The 19900-nt window shown below is 36.7% G+C and carries 17 protein-coding genes and 2 tRNA genes; 17 read left to right on the forward strand and 2 right to left on the reverse strand.

Annotation, left to right across the window (positions count from 1 at the left end; genetic code table 11):
- Positions 1-46: 46 nt before the first annotated feature.
- The 10 genes from EDF66_RS16720 to EDF66_RS16765 all read left to right on the forward strand — a co-directional run bounded on the left by EDF66_RS16720 (position 47) and on the right by EDF66_RS16765 (position 11000).
- Entirely contained in the window at positions 47-1369 is a 1323-nt protein-coding gene (locus EDF66_RS16720; RefSeq protein ID WP_132843868.1) for a hypothetical protein, read from the forward strand.
- A gap of 13 nt (positions 1370-1382) precedes the next feature.
- Complete coding sequence (gene lptC / locus EDF66_RS16725; protein WP_132772489.1) at positions 1383-1991, forward strand: LPS export ABC transporter periplasmic protein LptC; 609 nt, start codon at positions 1383-1385, stop codon at positions 1989-1991.
- A 169-nt stretch (positions 1992-2160) separates the two neighbouring features.
- Positions 2161-4257 carry a peptidylprolyl isomerase gene (locus EDF66_RS16730; protein ID WP_243656070.1) on the forward strand — a complete coding sequence of 699 codons (2097 nt, stop codon included), beginning with the start codon at positions 2161-2163 and terminating at the stop codon, positions 4255-4257.
- A 61-nt stretch (positions 4258-4318) separates the two neighbouring features.
- Positions 4319-4831, forward strand: coding sequence for a DUF2480 family protein (locus EDF66_RS16735; RefSeq protein ID WP_132843871.1), 513 nt, complete (start codon positions 4319-4321; stop codon positions 4829-4831).
- Between the two features lie 41 nt (positions 4832-4872).
- Positions 4873-5658 (forward strand): DUF3108 domain-containing protein, encoded by a 786-nt coding sequence (locus tag EDF66_RS16740; protein WP_132772494.1) that lies wholly within the window; start codon positions 4873-4875, stop codon positions 5656-5658.
- An 8-nt stretch (positions 5659-5666) separates the two neighbouring features.
- Positions 5667-6230 (forward strand): DUF3109 family protein, encoded by a 564-nt coding sequence (locus EDF66_RS16745; RefSeq protein ID WP_021189309.1) that lies wholly within the window; start codon positions 5667-5669, stop codon positions 6228-6230.
- Between the two features lie 58 nt (positions 6231-6288).
- Positions 6289-7260, forward strand: a complete 972-nt coding sequence (locus EDF66_RS16750; RefSeq protein ID WP_132843873.1) for a polyprenyl synthetase family protein — start codon at positions 6289-6291, stop codon at positions 7258-7260.
- 3 nt (positions 7261-7263) lie between these two features.
- On the forward strand, positions 7264-8322 hold the full coding sequence (locus tag EDF66_RS16755; protein WP_021189307.1) for a TerC/Alx family metal homeostasis membrane protein: 1059 nt from the start codon (positions 7264-7266) through the stop codon (positions 8320-8322).
- 131 nt (positions 8323-8453) lie between these two features.
- On the forward strand, positions 8454-9641 hold the full coding sequence (locus EDF66_RS16760) for an aminopeptidase C (protein ID WP_132843874.1): 1188 nt from the start codon (positions 8454-8456) through the stop codon (positions 9639-9641).
- A gap of 129 nt (positions 9642-9770) precedes the next feature.
- Positions 9771-11000, forward strand: a complete 1230-nt coding sequence (locus tag EDF66_RS16765) for a thioredoxin family protein (protein WP_132772502.1) — start codon at positions 9771-9773, stop codon at positions 10998-11000.
- 79 nt (positions 11001-11079) lie between these two features.
- On the opposite strand, the gene EDF66_RS16770 is transcribed toward EDF66_RS16765, so the two are convergent.
- Complete coding sequence (locus tag EDF66_RS16770) at positions 11080-12129, reverse strand: NAD(P)-dependent alcohol dehydrogenase (RefSeq protein ID WP_132843876.1); 1050 nt, start codon at positions 12127-12129, stop codon at positions 11080-11082.
- A gap of 80 nt (positions 12130-12209) precedes the next feature.
- A complete protein-coding gene (locus EDF66_RS16775) occupies positions 12210-14327 on the reverse strand; it encodes a prolyl oligopeptidase family serine peptidase (protein WP_132843877.1) in 2118 nt (705 codons plus the stop codon).
- Between the two features lie 149 nt (positions 14328-14476).
- Between EDF66_RS16775 and EDF66_RS16780 the strand changes: the two genes are divergently transcribed.
- From EDF66_RS16780 to EDF66_RS16810, 7 genes are all read left to right on the forward strand, one after another.
- Entirely contained in the window at positions 14477-16651 is a 2175-nt protein-coding gene (locus EDF66_RS16780) for a M1 family aminopeptidase (RefSeq protein WP_132843879.1), read from the forward strand.
- A 101-nt stretch (positions 16652-16752) separates the two neighbouring features.
- Positions 16753-17502 (forward strand): UDP-2,3-diacylglucosamine diphosphatase, encoded by a 750-nt coding sequence (locus tag EDF66_RS16785; protein WP_132772509.1) that lies wholly within the window; start codon positions 16753-16755, stop codon positions 17500-17502.
- Positions 17490-18068: a Crp/Fnr family transcriptional regulator gene (locus EDF66_RS16790; protein ID WP_132843880.1), complete on the forward strand. Its 579-nt coding sequence runs from the start codon at positions 17490-17492 to the stop codon at positions 18066-18068. Before EDF66_RS16785 ends, EDF66_RS16790 begins: the two co-directional genes overlap by 13 nt.
- A 62-nt stretch (positions 18069-18130) precedes the next feature.
- Positions 18131-18460 carry a DMT family transporter gene (locus tag EDF66_RS16795; protein ID WP_021189301.1) on the forward strand — a complete coding sequence of 110 codons (330 nt, stop codon included), beginning with the start codon at positions 18131-18133 and terminating at the stop codon, positions 18458-18460.
- A 92-nt stretch (positions 18461-18552) separates the two neighbouring features.
- The gene (gene prfA / locus EDF66_RS16800) at positions 18553-19626 is read left to right on the forward strand and encodes a peptide chain release factor 1 (protein ID WP_132772513.1); all 1074 of its coding nucleotides are present in this window, start codon (positions 18553-18555) and stop codon (positions 19624-19626) included.
- Positions 19627-19699: 73 nt separating this feature from the next.
- Positions 19700-19776, forward strand: a tRNA-Asp gene (locus tag EDF66_RS16805).
- 48 nt (positions 19777-19824) lie between these two features.
- Positions 19825-19898 (forward strand) — tRNA-Asp (locus EDF66_RS16810).
- The last annotated feature ends 2 nt before the right edge of the window (positions 19899-19900 follow it).

Consider the following 19900-nt stretch of genomic DNA (forward strand, 5'->3'; position numbering starts at 1 on the left):
ATATTATTTATATAAAATAAAAGTTTCGCAACTTTAATCTATAATCATGCAGAAACGCTTTTTAAGCTCCATTACAAGTAAAGTACCTCAAGTGTTATTGACTTTAGGCTTATTATACAGCTCGTCAGCAGCATTTGCGCAGAAGTCGACGTCTGCATCACCTTATTCACAATTTGGCTTAGGTCAAATGCGTGAAGATCTACTACCTCAACATCGTGCGATGGGTGGCTTATCCACGGGTGTCCGTTACTTCGGTTCAGTTTATAATACGAATCCTAGTAATCCAGCTTCATACTCTGCCGCCCAATTCAGTACTTTTGATGCCGGTCTATATGGAAATTTCACCCAATTGAGTTCGAAAAATAAGTCAGATAATACGGCAGATTTTGCTTTCAGTCATATCACAATGACCTTCCCAATGAAAAAAGCGGGCGGTATCAGTATCGGTCTTTTACCATACTCAGATTTAGGTTACAACTCAAACAGTATACAAAAAATAGATACCGTTAATTACAGAAAAACATTTACCGGAGAAGGTGGGTTAACAAAAGCTTATTTCGGATACGGTGTTAATATCACGAAGAATTTCAGTGTCGGAGCTAATATTTCTTACCTATTTGGTACGTTAAATGATTTTAGCCGACTTGAATTGCCCTTTAACTACGGTCTGAACGTACAACAACAAGATAAACGTGAAATCCAAGGCGTAAGCTTTGACTACGGAGCGCAGTATTACAAAACGATCAATAAAGAATATTCTATAACAGTTGGTTATTCGGGATCATTAAATAATGCGATCCATGACCGCACGACATCTTTTGTGACGCGTACGCTACCCTCAAACAATAGTGACGACACAAACATCGCTTTGGATACAGTGAGTCAAACTGAGCGAACAAGAAGAGATTTAAACCTTCCATTAAAACATAATGTAGGTATTACTTTTGCCAGAACAAACCGTTGGTTAGTAGGGGCAGAATTCAAATATGCAGACTGGTCGAAATTTCAGGTAAGAAAAAACGAAGAAAACTTAAAAACAAATTATGGATTTGCAATCGGTGGACAAATCACACCAGATCCAACTTCATTTAAATACACAAGCTTAATGGATTACCGTATCGGCTTCCGTTATAACAGAACGCAATACTTTATCAACAAACAGGATATCAATGATATGGCTATTACCTTTGGTGTTGGCCTTCCATTAGCAAGAAATCCTTACAGTGGTGCATTTTCCAAAATCAATATCTCTGCAGAACTGGGACAAATGGGAACCATGAACAATAGCTTGATCAGAGAGAGATACGTCAACTTGAATGTTGGTTTTACTTTAAATGACCGTTGGTTTAGAAGAAACTCCATTGATTAATCAAGAGACTGATATGGCAACACATACAATTGCCTCAAAAAAGCATTATACATTGCCTCTACTGCTCCTCATTGCAGTAGGGGCAATCTTCTTTACAGCTTGTGAACCCGATTTAAAAGAAGTAGATCGGATCGCTAATCTTAAAAAAGAAGAAGCCGTTGATATCTCTCGTCACGTGGACGTCATCTATAGCGATTCAACGATCGTAAAAGCACGGATGACTGCTCCTGAAATGCGCATTAAACATGACAGTACGCAAGTGTATGAATTTCCTAAAGGTATCCAGATCATATTCTATGATAAAGATGTTAAAGAAACACAACGTATTATCTCGGATTATGCCATTCAGCATGAAGCGGCAAAAACAACAACTTTCAAAAAGAACGTTGTCGTAACGATGGCAGACGGGTCAATCATTAAAACAGATGAAATCATCTACGATGAAGGCAAAGAATCTTTCTATAATAATATGCCTATAACGGCCTATTTCAAAGATAATAGAGGTAACCTGCAAGGATCTTCCTTTACTTCTGATAAGGATTTTAAAAAAATAAATATCCAAAATTCAACAGGTGTCATGCTCGTAAAAGACAATAGTATGTTCCCTTCATTTGGTCAATAAAATTTGCTCAAAACAAATTTGGATGAAATAAGTTTCCCTTAATCAGAAATAATTACTCTTTTTTTTATAAAAATTGTATCTTGCACCGCATTTAGGCATACTATTTCCTAAATAATGGTATTTTAAGTATTTAAACAATAATAAACACAATAAACAGACTATGGGATTAATGAGCTTTTTGCGCAACCGAGCTGGTTTCATTTTAACTGGAGCTATGGCTGTGGCAATTCTAGCATTTTTATTAGGAGATGTTGTCAAATCTGGAACTCCGTTTTGGGCTAAAAACCAAAATCGCGTAGCAGAAATAAATGGAGAGAAAATCGATTTCCAAGAATTCAACCAACAAGTTGATCAAACAGCAGAAATGTTTAAGCAACAAATGGGTGGTAACTTGACTCCTCAAATGAAATCATATGCTGTACAACAGGTATGGAATCAATTGTTGCAAAAAGAAATCCTAAAAAGCGAAATTGAAAAAATCGGCTTAGAGGTTGGTAAGAATGAATTAAATGATTTAGTAACTGGTAATCGTCCTTCTAATCAAATCGTTCAAGCTTTTACTGATCCACAGACAGGTCAATTTAATCGTAACCAATTGTTAACATTCATTTCACAATTAAACACTGCAGGTAATCCTCAGGCAGCACAACAGTGGGAAATGTTATTAGCAGCTGTAAAGGAAGAACGTTTGAACAATAAATACTCAAGCTTATTAAACAACAGTGTTTATGTTACATCTTTAGAAGCTAATGATGAATATCAACAACGCAATAAATTAGCAAATTTCAAATATGTATTATTGGATTATGCTGGCGTTAAGGATAGTGAAATTAAAATCACGGATGCTGACTATCAAGCATATTACGATGAGCATAAAAACTCATTTAAAAATCAAGAAGAAACTCGCTCTATCGAGTATGTTGTTGTAGATGCACGTCCTACTGCAAAAGATATCGATTATGCAAAAGAGACTATCAATAGATTGAAAACTGAATTAGCAGCTTCAACAAACGATTCTTTATTTGCATCGATCAACTCCGACAATAAATACCCTTACACTTTTGTTAAAAAAGGTCAATTAAGTCCAGCATTGGATTCAGTACTTTTCAATGTTCCGGCTGGAACTATTGTTGGTCCTTACGAATCTAACGGTCTATTTGAAATTGCTAAAGTAGCACAAACGACTGTTGGACCTGACTCCGTAAAAGCTAGTCACATTTTATTGAACGCAACTGCTGAAGGTGGTGTTCAGAAAGCATTAGCAAAAGCAGACTCAATCAAAGGTTTATTAGCGAAAGGAGAAAGCTTCTCTTCACTAGCTGTCCAATTCAGTACTGACCAAGGTAGTAAAGTAAATGGTGGTGAACTTGGTACATTCCCTCGTGGACAAATGGTTCCTGTTTTTGATAACGCTGTATTCAACGGAAAAACAGGTGATATTAAAGTTGTGGAATCACAATTTGGTGTACATATCATCAAAATCGAGAATCAAATTGGCTCTGCAAAATATGTTAAAGCTGCCATCGTAGATAAAGCGATAATCAGTGGTAAAGAAACACTAAACACGGCACATAGCAAAGCAAATGCTTTCTTAACTGCAGCTACAGCACAAAACTTTGCTCAAGAAGCTCAAAAATTAGGATTGAAAGCAACTACAGCAACTCGTGTTTTAGCAATGGACAATACATTGGACGGTAATGAAGCTCCAAGAGAATTGATCAAATGGGCATTCGAAGCTAAAAAAGATGATATTTCTGATCGTGTATTTGAAACAGAACAATCGTATATATTAGCACGTCTTGTAGATGTACAACCTAAAGGTATCCTGCCTTTAGCAACTGTAAAAAAAGATATTGAGCCTGCTGTAAAAAATGCAGTTAAAGCGAAACTATTGACAGAGAAAATGAATGCTGCTTTAAGCGGTGCTAGCTCTCTTGATCAGGTAGGACAGAAATTAGGTAAAACTCCAGTAGCAGTTGAAAATATCGTATTGGCAAATCCAGTTATCCCTGGAGTTTCTTTAGAAAACAAAGTGGTAGGTACTGTATTTGGTTTACAACCGAACAAGCCATCTAAAGCAATTGAAGGTGCACAAGGTGTATATGCTGTTCAAGTGAATGGCTTTGTTAACCCTGCTGCGATTCCTGATTTAAATGCTCAGAAAAAACAAATTTTAGCAGGAAAACTGCAACGTTCTTGGGCTTCAATTTTCAAAGCTTTACAAGATAAATCAGAAATCACTGACAATCGCGTGAAATTCTTTTAAGATAATTTTAATTAACTTTGTAGCCGGACGAGTATATCGTCCGGCTTTTTTATTATTTGATATGGATATTCAAACCGACATTGTAAATAAAGTTGCTCAGAGTGGTATTATCACTGTAGATCTTGCAAAGTTCAAGCCAACAGGTGAACTTGTTGAATATGATATTAAAGACAATCTATTTCATGGCCTGATCTTAAAAGAGAAAGACTTTAGAGATTTTATAAAAACACATGACTGGTCAGCTTATGCAGGCAAACATGTCGCAATTACATGTTCGACTGATGCTATTGTCCAGACATGGGCATATATGCTGTTAGCGACCAAATTAGAGCCGTTTGCAAAGACTGTTGTGTTTGGAGATCTTGATGAACTCGAACGTATTCTATACGCCCAAACTATAGCCGAAATTGATATGTCTGAATATACTGATCAACGCGTTGTTGTAAAAGGATGTGGAGATATCAAAATTCCGGAATCGGCTTTCGTTCAGTTCTCTACTGCCTTGGCAAAAGTTGCGAAAAGTATCATGTATGGAGAACCTTGTTCTACCGTTCCTGTCTTTAAACGTAAATAGCGGTATTCGTAATTTCAAAATATTTTTGTATTCTTACGTATATGAAAAAGCTAGTCTCGTTAATACTCTTAGTGCTCAGTTTCTGCGGTCAGATATTTGCTCAAGAACTTCCTCATTTGAAAGAATCCGCTTTTAAAGGCGGAGAAAAATTAGAGTACAAATTAAAGTATGGTTTTCTATCTGCGGCAACTGGCCTATTGACGGTAACAGATACTAAATCAGGTAGCGGGGCACCGGCATTTCGGTTATATGCAACTGGGAAAACTGCCGGAGCATTTGCTTTATATACAGTTAAGAACGAATACAACTCCTATATAGATGGTAAGACTTACCTGCCTTATTATTATACTGAAAACATCAGAGAAGGAGGCTACAGACGGAATGATAAGGTTACTTTCGACCAAAAGACAAGATCAGTAAGCGGAAACAAAGGAGACTTTAAAAGTGTAGTATCTCAAACATTTGATTTACTATCAGCATACTATTTTGCGCGCAATTTGGACCTTTCGTCTGTCAAGCCAGGAGAGTCATTTAAATTGACTTATTTCTTAAACGACGAAATCGCCACATTAGGCATTAAATATATTGGTGTAGAAACCATAAAAACAGATTTAGGATCGTTAGAATGTCTTAAATTCAGTCCTGAAATAAAGCCAGGTCGAATTTTCAAGAAAAACAGTAAGTTATATCTTTGGGTAACCAATGATGGGAATCGTATCCCTGTAAAAGCTAACGTAGACATTTTAATTGGTTCTGTGACATTAGAACTCTTAAAAGCCGAAGGCTTGAAACATAAACTCGGACAACGTGCGAGTTATTCAAAATAAAAAATATCATGATAGAAGTAGGAAATGTATTAGTGCACGAAGATTTGATTAACAATGATTTCGTATGCAATCTTTCCAAATGCAAAGGCATTTGCTGTATAGAAGGAGATTCCGGCGCTCCATTAAAACAAAATGAGCTGGCCATACTTGCGGAGATATATCCAAAAGTAAAACCTTACATGACAGCTAAGGGTATAGAAGCCATAGAAGACCAAGGCACACATGTCATTGATATGGACGGAGATTTAACAACCCCATGTGTCGATGGTAATAAAGAATGTGCATATGTTACTTGGGAAAATGGTATCACAAAATGTGCCATTGAGAAAGCATATGAGCTTGGAGATATCAACTGGAAAAAGCCCATTTCCTGTCACCTATACCCTATTCGTACGACAACTTATCCTGAATTTGATGTGCTTCATTACGACAGATGGCACATCTGCAAAGATGCATGTACTTTTGGAAAAGAACTACAGGTTCCTGTATACAAGTTTCTAAAAGACCCGTTGATTCGGGAATATGGTGACGAATGGTACCAAAAATTAGAGAATGCGGTAGATTCATTATAATCTATTGCTTATATTTATAGACATTTAAGGAGATTATAGTGGTTTTTAACCATCTTGCATGCTGAAATTAAAAGAAATACAACGTCCCATCCTCAAGGAATTGGCAACTTTTGAAACTGAATTTAAAGCTTCAATGAAAAGCTCAATTCCTCTATTAGATCGTATTACAGGATATATTGTGAAAACCAAAGGAAAACAGATGCGTCCAATGTTTGTTTTCTTTTCGGCAGGCCTGTGCAACGGTATAAAAGAATCCACCTATCGTGGCGCTTCCTTAGTTGAGTTGCTTCATACAGCGTCATTGGTTCATGATGATGTTGTAGACAATGCAAATGAACGAAGAGGTTTCTTTTCTGTGAACGCACTCTGGAAAAATAAAGTATCCGTTCTAGTCGGTGATTTTTTACTTTCCAAAGGATTGCTTCTTTCAGTAAAGCATCATGAATACGACTTACTGAAAATTGTTTCAGAGGCCGTTGAACAAATGAGTGAAGGTGAATTATTACAGATTGAAAAAGCACGAAAACTAGATATCGAAGAATCAATCTATTTTGAAGTCATCCGTCAGAAGACAGCTTCATTGATTGCTTCCTGTTGTGCTTGTGGAGCATCATCATCTGGTGCCGATGCGGCGACCGTTCAGAAACTACATGCATTTGGCGAAAAAATAGGTATCGCCTTTCAAATAAAAGATGATTTATTTGATTTTGGAATCGACGATGTGGGCAAGCCACTCGGAAATGATATCAAAGAGAAAAAAATGACTCTGCCACTGATATATGCATTGAGTCAAGCGGACAAATCAGAAAAAAGAAGAATCATCAATCTGGTAAAAAACCATAGTGATGACAATAAAAAAGTAGCAGAAGTCATCGCGTTTGTAAGACAAAGTGGTGGATTGGAATATGCAACAGAAAAAATGTTGGATTACCAAAAAGATGCTTTTAAAATATTAGATGAATTTCCTGATAATGAATATAAAACAGGGTTACTACAACTTGTCAAATTTACAACTGAAAGAAAAAAATAGAAAATGAGTCACGAGATCATGTTTTTTGGAGGATTTTTAATCTTCATTATTTTAATGTTAGCGATCGATTTAGGAGTGTTTTCAAAAGGAGACAAAACTGTATCCCTAAAAAGTGCCGCCATCATGAGTATTATCTGGGTATTATTAGCATTAGGCTTCTACTGGGTATTACGTCACTATGGCCATGAATTACACAACATTCAAGATCTAGATCATCTGCAACAAGTCATCAAAGCTCATCTGCATGACGTTAAAATCATACCTGGAGATCTGGAAGGAAGTATTGCGTTATACAATAATAACTTAGCCCTCGAATTTATAACAGGCTATGTAGTAGAATATGCCCTATCTGTCGATAATATCTTCGTTATGGTGCTCTTATTTTCATCTTTTGGTATTCCAGAGCGTTACTACCATAAAGTATTGGTATGGGGCGTAATTGGAGCCGTATTAATGCGTTTCATATTCATCTTCTTAGGAGCAGCATTGATTACAAAATTCGGGTGGATCTTATACATCTTCGGAGGATTCTTATTGATTACCGGTATTAAGATGTTCTTAAATAGAAATCAAGAGGAAGAAGTGGATCCACAAAACCATCCTGTGGTAAAATTTGCATCTAAATATTTTAAGGTAACGCCTAAATTAGATGGTGGTCACTTTTTCCATATTGAAAATGGTGTCAAATATATGACACCTTTATTCTTGGTTCTGTTGGTCATTGAATTTACCGATTTAATTTTTGCTGTAGATTCTATTCCAGCGATCTTCTCGGTAACAAAAGATGCATACGTCGTATTTTTCTCTAATATCTTCGCGGTATTAGGATTGCGTTCTATGTTCTTCTTACTGGTTAATATCATTCACAAATTCCATTACTTGAAGGTAGGATTAGCATTTTTACTAATCTTCATTGGATTAAAAATGTTACTGCATCACTGGTTGGTACAAATTGGTTTTTCAACATCACATTCATTGATTATTATCGTCAGTATTTTGGTGATCAGTGTCGTCGCGTCATTGGTATTTCCTAAAAAACCAGATCTCAAAATAGAAAATTAATAAAAAACGGGGCTTTAAAAGCCCCGTTTTTTTGTTAAGCACAATTTTATTACAATCAAATTGTAAGAATGTCATGATGGTAAATGAATTTATTTTTAATTTAGCATCATAAAATCATTAACTTTTAAAAAATGAATTGGAATAAATCACTCGTATTGGCAGCATCACTATTTGCAGCTTCATTACAAGTAGTACAGGCTCAGGATAATTTAATCAATGCCTTAAAAACAAATCAAAATGATAACAGTAAGGCTGGCTTCACTTTTACCGAAATCATTAATCTAAAAAATACTTCGATCAAAAACCAAGGTTCTTCCGGTACCTGTTGGTCATATTCTGGGAATTCATTCCTCGAGTCTGAAATGATCCGTATGGGAAAAGAACCTGTAGAAATTTCACAGATTTTCTCTGCTCGTAATACTTATTTAGGAAAAGCAAAAAACTACGTGCGTTTACACGGCGGATTATCTTTAGGCGAAGGTGGACAATTTCATGATGTTTTAAATGCGTTCCGCCACTATGGTGCTTTGCCACAAACAGAGTACACAGGCCTACACTATGGATCTGATAAAAACAACTTTGGTGAAATGACCAATATGTTGGATGCCATGTTAGCTACTTTTGTAAAAAGCAAAACGTTAACTCCAAACTGGGAAAAAGCGTACACTGCTGCAATGGATTCGTACCTAGGTGAAGTCCCTAAAAACTTCCAATACAAAGGTAAAAGCTATACACCACGTACATTTGCTGATCAAGTAATTGGTATCAACCCTGATGAATATGTCGGTATTGCCTCTGTTACAGATCAACCTTACTACAATAAATTTGTATTATTGATTCCTGATAACTGGTCATTTGATAATTTTTATAATGTTCAAATCAATGATCTAACTGATATCATTGATAATGCATTGAATAATGGTTATACAGTAGCTTGGGCAACAGATGTTTCTGAGAAAAGCTTTAGCTGGAAAAATGGTGTGGCTTATGTCCCTGCAAAACCATTCGAGCAAATGACCGCACAAGAACAACAAGAAATGTTTGTTGGACCAAAACCTGAGGCTAAAATTACAGCTGAACAAAGACAGACTGCTTTCGACAACTACCAAACAACTGATGATCATGGTATGCACATCGTTGGATTAGCCAAAGATCAAACAGGTAAAGAGTATTATATCGTTAAAAACTCTTGGGGTGTGACAAACGATTATAAAGGTTACTTGTATGTAACAAAAGAGTTTGTTCGTTACAAAACAACATCACTTTTAGTTCATAAAGACGGAATTCAAAAAGGCTTAAAGTCCAAAATGAAGATCTAGGCTTATAAAAAGCACCATTCTACAAATAGGTTACAGAAATAAATTTCTGTAACCTATTTTTTTTACAATTTTATTACATAACTTTAATTTCAAGAAATGATTAAGTGAGCAACTTCTTAGAGACTGGTTATGAAAAAGATATTATTATTCCTCCTTATTTTACCCTTTGCCGTTATAGGTCAAGAAAAAGGAATAACATTTGAGCACGGATTGAACTGGAGCCAAATTAAAGAAAAAGCAAAAAAAGAAAACAAATTTATCTTTGTGGATTTGTTTACTACCTGGTGTGGTCCTTGTAAATACATGAGTGCTAGTGTATTTCCACAAACAAAAGTGGGAGATTTCTTCAATTCTAAATTTGTTAACGCCAAAATCCAAATGGATAAAACGGACAAGGATAGTGAAGAAGTGAAAGCATGGTATGAAGAAGCCGAACGGTTCGGTAAAGACTACAAAATTGCCGCATATCCTACCTTCTTAATTTTCAATCCTCAAGGTGAACTTGTGCACCGTATGGTCGGAGGTGGCGATGCTGATGAATTCATTGAGCGGAGTAAAGATGCTTTAAAACCTGAAACACAGTATTATGCTTTGTTAAAAGCGTTTAACGAGAATCCAACAGATTTAGCCTTAGCGCACCGAATGGTTAGAGCTGCGAACACAGCTTATGATGAAGCTACTGTGACACAAGCTGAAGATATCATTATCTCCCATACCAAACCTGAAAATTTAACGAAAGAATGTGCTGCCTATCTCGTGGCAAACACACGCACATCCCGATCTAAAGCTTTCGAGCTACTACGGGATAATCCTGAAAAAATTGATGCTTTATTAGAAAAAAACGGCGCGGCAAATCGTGTACTTGCCACTGTGGCCATCAATGAAGTATTAGGAACTAAAATCGATTTCAATACAGAACCTAATTGGGAAGCTTTAAAAACAGAAATTTCCGACAAATACGCAAATATCAATTTTGACCCAATCTTCAAATTGATGAAGGCACAGTATTATGTACAATCGCGTAATTGGTCTTCTTTAACAAATATTGTTGACAGCTATTTAACATCAGAAGATCTAAATTCAAATCAATTGAATAGTTATGCTTGGGAAATTTTTGAAAACAGTACCGATGCGGCATGTTTAGACGCAGCTTTAAAATGGAGCAAAAGAGCTGTAGAGCAAGATGTAAAAAGTGCATACTTAGACACCTATGCCAATTTATTGTATAAAAAAGGAGATAAGATAAATGCTATAAAATGGCAAGAAGAAGCATTATCTCTGGCGACAGAAGGCGAACAAGATAACTATCAGGATACACTAGCTAAAATGAAAAGTGATATCCCAACCTGGAATTTATAATACTCTTGAACATAATTATTAAATAGAAAAAGGGTTGAAAATTAGTTATTTTCAACCCTTTTCGATATCGCAGAAATTATTAACTGTTTTTCAATGATTTCATATCGATTACAAAACGGTACTTCACGTCTGATTTAATCATACGTTCGTATGCATTATTGATATCTTGAATATTGATAACCTCAACATCTGAAACGATCTGGTGTTGACCACAGAAATCTAACATTTCCTGCGTCTCTTTGATGCCACCGATCAACGATCCCGCTAAGTGTCTACGCTTACCGATCAGCAAACCACCATGAACTCCAGGCAATGGCTCTACAGCTCCTACAATACACATTGTTTTATCCAATTTTAAAAGACTTAAATATGGATTAACGTCATGACCCACTGGAATTGTATTCAATAAAAAATCAAACGTATTTGCATGTGCCTGCAATTGTAACGCATCTTTAGAAATCAAAACTTCATCAGCACCTAATTTCTTTGCATCTTCACCCTTTTCTGGAGAAGTTGTAATCATGACAACATGTGCACCCATCGCTTTCGCAAATTTAACACCCATATGCCCTAATCCTCCAAGGCCAATAACACCAACTTTATCACCTTTTTTCACATTCCAGTGACGCAAAGGCGACCATGTTGTAATACCGGCACACAATAAAGGAGCAGCTGCTTTCACATCAATTGTTGTCGGGATACTCAGGACAAAATCTTCCTCTACAACGATATTCTCCGAGTAGCCACCATATGTAATACCACCATGTTTAGATTTAGCACTGTTATAAGTGCCAATCATCCCACTTTCGCAGTACTGCTCCAACCCTTCATCACAAGGATTACAGTGCTTGCATGATTCGACCATACAGCCTACACCAACAAGGTCACCGACCTTATATTTTGTTACATTTGGCCCTACGGCCAACACACGTCCAATAATTTCATGACCAGGAACTACAGGGTAATGAGGCTGTCCCCATTCTGCTCTTGCTGTATGAATATCACTATGGCAAACACCACAATATTCAATATCAATAAAAACATCCTTATCCTGCAAATCCCGGCGTTGAATCTGATGTGGTTTTAAATCTTCGGCCTCCGAAAAGGCTGCATATGCTTTTGTACTCATCTTAGTTTGTTTTAAGTAAAAGTAGCTCTTTTAATAAAAAATCCACTCTTGTCGGGAGTGGATTTACTTTGAAATGATATTTATTTTAGTGCTTTAATTCCCATATTCCACAGGGTAAAAGCATATTTATCAGCTGTTTCATTAATCACCACTTCTGTCGAACGACCTGCCCCATGACCCGCTTTTGTTTCAATTCGAATAAGAACAGGACGATCACACTTCTGTTTTGCCTGTAATTGTGAAACAAACTTATAAGAATGTGCCGGCACTACACGGTCATCATGATCTCCGGTGGTAACCAAAGTCGCAGGATAACAAACACCTTCTTTAACATTATGTACAGGTGAATATCCCTTCAGATAATCAAACATCTCTTTACTGTCATTAGCAGTACCATAATCATATCCCCAACCTGCTCCAGCTGTAAATGTATGGTAACGTAACATATCCAGCACTCCTACTGCTGGTAAAGCTACTTTTGCAATAGTTGGATCTAACGTAATGGTTGCCCCAACGAGCAATCCTCCATTTGAACCTCCAGATAGCGCAGTATAATCAGGAGAAGTATAGCCATTGCTCTGTAAATACTTTGCTGCGGCAATAAAATCGTTAAACACATTCAGCTTATTAAACTGACGGCCACCATCATGCCATTTTTGACCATATTCGCCACCACCTCGTAAGTTTGCGACAGCATATACGCCGCCATTTTGAATCCAATTGGCTGTAGATACACTAAAACCAGGAGTCAAACTGATATTAAAACCACCATAACCATAAACAATAGTCGGATTTTTACCATCCAGCTTCAATCCCTTTTTGTGCGTGATGATCATTGGAACTTTTGTTCCATCTTTTGATGTGTAGAAAACCTGTTTAGATTCAAACTCATCTGAATTGAACTTCACTTTAGGTTTAATATAAACCTCAGATTGTCCATTGTCTACATTAAATGTAAAACTTGTAGATGGGGTGATGTAATTTGAAAAACCGTAATAGATTGTTTTTTCCTTTTTCTTCCCGGAGAAACCTGCAGCAGTTCCTACACCCGGTAATTTGATCTCACGGATTTTTTTACCTGTATAATCGTATTGCTCAATAACTGAGATTGCGTCTTTAAGATAATTAGCAAATAAATAACCACCACCAGTCGAAACTTCAAGAACATTTTCCGTTTGAGGAATAACATCAATCCAGTTCTTCGATTCAGGTTGACGAATGTTCATCTTCACCAATTTATTATTTGGTGCATTTAAATTTGTTTGCACATAAAAAGTATCGCCATCATTATCAATAATACTTGTGTTACTGTCAAATCCACTTAAGACGTTGATAATCTTACTTCCAGGCTTAGATAAATCCTGTACATACAATTCATTGCCGGTCGTTGTATTTGCGGCAGAAATGATTAAAAACCGCTCATCATCCGTTAAGTTGGCACCGATATAACGGCGTTGAACAGCAGCTCCACCGAAAATCATTTTATCTTTTGCCTGAGCGGTACCTAGTTGATGAAAATAAACTTTATGCTGATCTGTTTTCTCCGATAATTCTGAGCCTTTCGGTTTATCATAGCTGGAGTAATAAAATCCAGTATTCCCCTTCCAGGCAATACCTGAGAATTTGATATCAATTAACGTCTCACCAATTTGTTTTTTATCAGCAGTATTCAAAATAATTACTTTTCTCCAATCCGAGCCTCCTTCTGAAATAGAATAAGCCATCAAACTACCGTCTTTTGAAAAACTTACATCTGACAAAGAAGTTGATCCATCTTTAGAAAATGTATTTGGATCTAAAAAGACCTCTTCCTTTCCACCTTTATTTGATTTTCTATATAGAACGGCGTGTTGCTGCAAACCATCATTTTTATAAAAATAAGTATAAGCACCCTCTATAAAAGGAGTTCCAACTTTCTCATAATTCCAAATATCTGTCAATTGTTGTTTCAGCTGATCGCGATATGGAATCTGAGCTAAATAATCATACGTCACTTTATTTTGCGCAACAACCCAAGATTTTGTATCCGCTGCTAAGTCATTTTCCAACCAACGGTAAGGATCTGGCACTGATTCGCCAAAGAACTGATCAACTACCTGACCTTTTTTTGTTTCTGGATATTTCAATTCTTGTGCGTTTCCAAGATGTACGGACGACATAGCTATTACTGTTAAAATTAAACTCAGTTTTTTATTCATGTTTTTTTCAAATGAGGTTATAAACAAATTTAATAAATTATAACGTGTTTCAGCGTCGCTTAAATAATTAGATTAGGCAAACATTTTTTCAACAAAATTCGTTTACTACAGAAAATATCGCAAATTGCCTAAGTATAAATTAACATCGAATGATTCATAAAATATTTTTAACGCTAAGTGTACTAACTGCTGCCAACTTAACAACAGTATTTGCACAACCTAATCAAGCGTTACCGATCAATCAATACCGGGCCACAGAGACTAAAATCAATGATTTGGTCCATACTAAACTGAATGTAAAATTTGATTACGGAAAACGCTACCTATATGGAGAAGAATGGTTGACGCTAAAACCTCACTTCTATCCGACCGACTCTTTACGCTTAGATGCCAAGGGGATGGACATAAAAGAGATTGCATTACAAGAAGGTAATCAAAAAACACCACTCAAATATGATTATGATGGCGAATCGCTATTCATTAACTTAGGAAAACCATTTCAAGGGACCGAGAAATACACCATTTATATAGCCTACACTTCTAAACCAGATGAATTAAAAGCCAAAGGCAGTGCGGCAATTTCCGATGCAAAAGGATTGTATTTTATCAACCCGGATGGAAAAGTTCCAAATAAACCGATCCAGATATGGACACAGGGTGAAACGGAGGCCTCTTCGGCCTGGTTTCCTACCATAGATAAACCAAATCAAAAAACTACTTCTGAAATCTCCATTACGGTGCAGGACCACTATACAACCCTTTCTAATGGAGCGTTAACAGCACAGCATAAAAATACGGATGGTACCCGAACAGATACTTGGGAAATGACCCAAGCTCATGCTCCATACTTATTTATGATGGCCGTTGGTGATTTCAAAATAACAAATGATCACTACAAATCCATTCCGGTAGATTATTACCTCGAACCAAAATACGCTCCATATGCGAAAGATATATTCGGGAAAACACCAGCAATGATGGCTTACTACAGTCAAATTTTAGGTGTAGAATATCCCTGGAATAAATATGCCCAAGTAGTTGCGCGAGACTATGTATCGGGAGCTATGGAAAATACAACCGCAACTTTACATGGTGAACCGGTACAAAAGACAACACGGGAATTACTAGATGATAATGAGGAAGGAACTATTGCCCATGAGCTATTTCATCAATGGTTCGGTGATTTAGTAACAGCCGAATCATGGTCAAATCTGACCATGAATGAATCTTTTGCAACATTTGGAGAGGTGATATGGCGCGGTCATGATGGCGGACAAGATAAAGAAGATAAATCTCGGTTTGAAAAACTGCAAAGTTATTTAAGATCGACCAAAAATGGAATAAGCCCTACCTTAGCACGCTTTCATTATAACGATAAAGAAGATATGTTTGATAATATTTCCTATTCAAAAGGATCGGTAATTCTCTATGCATTAAAAAATCAGATGGGAGATGCTGCTTTCTATAAATCGTTACAAAAATATTTAACAGACAATGCCCATAAAACAGGAGAAACGCACCAGCTTCGACTTGCTATGGAAGAAATAACAGGTAAAGATTGGAGTCCATATTTCAATCAATGGTATTATCAAGGCGGTCATCCTATTTTAAATATCCAATATACTTATGAAAATGGGACGCAGAAATTAGCCATTAAGCAGATGCAGGATGTCAGCGTGCAAACGTTCACTTTACCTTTAAGCATCGATTTTTATACGGCAAATGGAAAAGAGACTAAAAGTATTCTTATTAATCAGCGAGCACAGGAATTTAGTTTTCCTTTTGAACAAAAGCCTGATTTTATCGATTTTGATCCTGCTAAAATATTGGTTGGTGAAGTCATCGATAATAAAACAATGTCCGACTATACGTATCAATATCAAAATGTACCGACCTATTATAACCGTATTAAAGCAATTGGATATGCCTTACACAATAAAAATACGGAAACAACAAAATTGTTAATAGAAGCATTAAACGACAAAGAAGAAGATCTTAGAGCTGCTGCAATTCAAGGATTGGATTTAACAGACCCATCCGTTAAAAATAGTGCTGAAGCAAAAATTATCTCCATGGCGCAACAGGATCCCAAAACGAAAGTAAGAGCTTCAGCATTGGTCGCATTAGGAAATAGCGGTAATCGTAAATACTTGCCTATTATTGAAAAAGGTCTAAAAGAACAATCCTATGCTGTATTAAGTGCATCATTGCTGGCCATAAAAAAAATCGCTCCTTCAAAATTGGATAAATCAATTGAATCATTGGATTCCGAAGCAAAAGCATATTTAGCACCATTCATCAAACAGCTTAAAGAAAAACGCTGATGGTAATTTTTAATGGATGTTATTTCCATTAAAAATTAGAATTGTAAAAAACAAATTTATCGAAGTTTGAAATCCGAAGTGATTTAGGTAGTTTTGACCACATGTCAACAGGAAAAAATATCTATTTCGCTTCGGATTTTCATTTGGGATCTTATCCACAAAGTAAATCCAAAGAAAGGGAACGTCTAATTATATCTTGGCTTGATCATATTAAAGATGATGTTGCTGAATTATATTTAGTCGGTGATATTTTTGACTTTTGGTTTGAATACAGTACCGTTGTACCAAAAGGATATATTCGTTTTCTAGGAAAACTGGCAGAATTGGTGGATAAGGGAGTCAAATTAACCATCTTTAAAGGAAATCATGACATGTGGATGTTCGATTATTTTAAAAACGAACTGCAAGCAACTATTGTCGATGACGAACTACTCATAAACCGAGATCAAAAATCTTTTTATCTCCATCATGGTGATGGCTTAGGTGCGGGAGATCGTAAATATAAAATCTTAAAAAAATTCTTCCGAAGTAAGACCTGTCAATGGCTATTTGCAAGATTGCACCCAAATTTAGGAATCGGCATTGCCACACGCTGGTCAAAACACAGTCGACTTGCTAATAATGAAGATGAGCATTTTTTAGGTGAAGATCAGGAATGGCTCATTGGTTATGCAAAAGAAATGGAAGCCAAGCAGCACCATGATTTCTACATTTTCGGACATCGTCATTTACCTTATGACATTAAACTTTCGGATCAGAGCCGAGTGATAAACTTAGGTGAATGGATGAATTACCAGACCTATGCAGTCTGGGATGGTCATAAACTAAAACTTGAAAAATGGTCGAAATAAAAAAAAGTTTACGCGATTGCCTTTTGAGTTACTACCCCTTAGAAGCTGAGGATATTGAGGCTATAGAAGCTATTACGACCGAAGTCCATATCCCTCGGAATACCATCATTATACAACAGGACAAACTGCAACATGATATCTACATCCTATCATCAGGATTAGCACGCGTCTATTATGAAGTTCCTAATAGAGAAATCACCCTTGATTTTAATGATGCAGGCTGTATGCTGATGTCGATCAATACCTACGCCCGAAATGAGCCTGGATATGAAAACATTGCTATTGTAGAAGATGCTACTTTATTTAAAATAAACTCTCCAGCCCTTTTCAGGTTGTATGAAGAAAATATTCGCATTGCTAACTTAGGGAGAAAAATTGCGGAGTACGAATTTATTAAAATTGAACAGAGAGCGATGTCCAAACTTTTCAATACTGCACAAAGTAGATATATGGATCTGCTAGACAAATACCCCACTTATATCAACCGTATCAAATTAGGTTACATTGCCTCCTATTTAGGAATTTCCCAAGTCACCCTAAGCCGTATCCGCGCCAACATTAGGTAATTTTTTAACATTAGTAAAAAATAATTACGCTAATTGTATCCATCTTTGCAAAAAAAAAGGCTATGAATTGGATATTATTAATTTTAGGTGGATTATTTGAAATTGGGTTTACCACCTGCTTAGGAAAGGCAAAACAAAGCGAAGGTTCTGCCATGTATCTTTGGTATTTCGGATTTGTCCTTTCCCTGTTTTTAAGCATGGGTTTACTAATCAAAGCAACGCAAACATTACCGCTCGGTACTGCGTATGCAGTTTGGACAGGAATTGGTGCCGTAGGAACAGTTTTAATCGGAATCTTCTTCTTTAAAGAACCTGCAGATTTTTGGCGCATATTCTTCATTTTCACTCTTATCGCATCTATTGTAGGCTTGAAGGCAGTTTCTTCACATTAAGCAATAGAACTATTATTAAATCGACAAAATTTCTTTACTTTTGTAAGCTTAAAAGCTCTTGCGCATGTCGCAGGGTTTGAATAATGTGAATTATGTTAGAAAAATTACAGGCGATAAAAGAAAGATGGGAAGAAGTGGAGGCTGAATTAAGCAATCCAGAGACCATCAAAGATATGAAGCGTTTTGCCAAATTAAATAAAGAATACAAAGATTTAGGCAAAATCGTAGATCAGTACCATATTTACAGAAATATGGTAAGCAATATCGATACCAATAAAGATATTATCAGCAATGAGAAAGATCAAGAACTTCGCGATATGGCGAAAGAAGAACTTGATGAATTATTAGTTGCAAAAGAAGAGAAGGAAGATGAAATCCGCATGATGCTGATTCCGAAAGATCCGGAAGATGACAAAAATGCAATTTTAGAGATTCGTGGTGGTACTGGTGGTGATGAAGCGGCATTATTTGCAGGTGATTTATACCGTATGTATACCCGATTCTTTGAAACCAAAGGCTGGAAAGTTGAGGTTATGGATGTAACGGAAGGAACTTCTGGTGGCTATAAAGAGGTAATCTTGAAAGTAATGGGTGAAGATACTTACGGGCAATTGAAATACGAATCAGGTGTACACCGTGTACAACGTGTTCCTGATACAGAAACGCAAGGTCGTGTCCATACTTCTGCGGCATCTGTTGCTGTTCTTCCAGAAGCTGAAGAAGTGGATGTTGACATCAACCCAGGAGATGTTGAGATGCATACGTCACGTTCAGGTGGTGCCGGTGGTCAGAACGTCAATAAGGTAGAAACAAAAGTACAGTTGACTCACAAACCTTCTGGTATTGTAGTGGTATGTCAAGTAGAACGTTCTCAATTAGCGAACCGTGAATTGGCAATGGAAATGCTCCGTACTAAACTTTACGAGATCGAATTGAACAAAAAGAACGGCGATATTGCAGCAAAAAGAAAAACTTTAGTCTCAACCGGTGACCGTTCTGCAAAAATTCGTACTTATAACTACCCTCAGGGAAGATTTACAGAGCACCGTATTGGAATGACAACATACAATTTACCAGCTATTTTGGACGGTGATATTCAGCCGATTATCGACGCATTACAGTTCGCTGAGAATGCAGAAAAGATGAAAGACGGAGCCGTAGACTAGTTTTTTTTAAAATAATATTAGCAAATAAAGAAATAAACGCTATATTTGCACACCTTCAAGAGAGAAGGTAAACGGTCTGGTAGTTCAGCTGGTTAGAATACATGCCTGTCACGCATGGGGTCGCGGGTTCGAGTCCCGTCCAGACCGCCAGAAATAAGAGAGTAATCTCGAATAGTTCTTTAACAACATTTAAAATTTGGTCCGGTAGTTCAGCTGGTTAGAATACATGCCTGTCACGCATGGGGTCGCGGGTTCGAGTCCCGTCCGGACCGCG

This window comes from Sphingobacterium sp. JUb20 (assembly GCF_004342035.1).
Taxonomy (GTDB): domain Bacteria; phylum Bacteroidota; class Bacteroidia; order Sphingobacteriales; family Sphingobacteriaceae; genus Sphingobacterium; species Sphingobacterium anhuiense.

Bases quoted from the DNA above. Each gene is read 5' to 3' on its own strand.
- EDF66_RS16720 (WP_132843868.1), top strand. From the start codon at position 47: ATGCAGAAACGCTTTTTAAGCTCCATTACAAGTAAAGTACCTCAAGTG.
- lptC (WP_132772489.1), top strand. From the start codon at position 1,383: ATGGCAACACATACAATTGCCTCAAAAAAGCATTATACATTGCCTCTA.
- EDF66_RS16730 (WP_243656070.1), top strand. From the start codon at position 2,161: ATGAGCTTTTTGCGCAACCGAGCTGGTTTCATTTTAACTGGAGCTATG.
- EDF66_RS16735 (WP_132843871.1), top strand. From the start codon at position 4,319: ATGGATATTCAAACCGACATTGTAAATAAAGTTGCTCAGAGTGGTATT.
- EDF66_RS16740 (WP_132772494.1), top strand. From the start codon at position 4,873: ATGAAAAAGCTAGTCTCGTTAATACTCTTAGTGCTCAGTTTCTGCGGT.
- EDF66_RS16745 (WP_021189309.1), top strand. From the start codon at position 5,667: ATGATAGAAGTAGGAAATGTATTAGTGCACGAAGATTTGATTAACAAT.
- EDF66_RS16750 (WP_132843873.1), top strand. From the start codon at position 6,289: ATGCTGAAATTAAAAGAAATACAACGTCCCATCCTCAAGGAATTGGCA.
- EDF66_RS16755 (WP_021189307.1), top strand. From the start codon at position 7,264: ATGAGTCACGAGATCATGTTTTTTGGAGGATTTTTAATCTTCATTATT.
- EDF66_RS16760 (WP_132843874.1), top strand. From the start codon at position 8,454: ATGAATTGGAATAAATCACTCGTATTGGCAGCATCACTATTTGCAGCT.
- EDF66_RS16765 (WP_132772502.1), top strand. From the start codon at position 9,771: ATGAAAAAGATATTATTATTCCTCCTTATTTTACCCTTTGCCGTTATA.
- EDF66_RS16770 (WP_132843876.1), bottom strand. From the start codon at position 12,129: ATGAGTACAAAAGCATATGCAGCCTTTTCGGAGGCCGAAGATTTAAAA.
- EDF66_RS16775 (WP_132843877.1), bottom strand. From the start codon at position 14,327: ATGAATAAAAAACTGAGTTTAATTTTAACAGTAATAGCTATGTCGTCC.
- EDF66_RS16780 (WP_132843879.1), top strand. From the start codon at position 14,477: ATGATTCATAAAATATTTTTAACGCTAAGTGTACTAACTGCTGCCAAC.
- EDF66_RS16785 (WP_132772509.1), top strand. From the start codon at position 16,753: ATGTCAACAGGAAAAAATATCTATTTCGCTTCGGATTTTCATTTGGGA.
- EDF66_RS16790 (WP_132843880.1), top strand. From the start codon at position 17,490: ATGGTCGAAATAAAAAAAAGTTTACGCGATTGCCTTTTGAGTTACTAC.
- EDF66_RS16795 (WP_021189301.1), top strand. From the start codon at position 18,131: ATGAATTGGATATTATTAATTTTAGGTGGATTATTTGAAATTGGGTTT.
- prfA (WP_132772513.1), top strand. From the start codon at position 18,553: ATGTTAGAAAAATTACAGGCGATAAAAGAAAGATGGGAAGAAGTGGAG.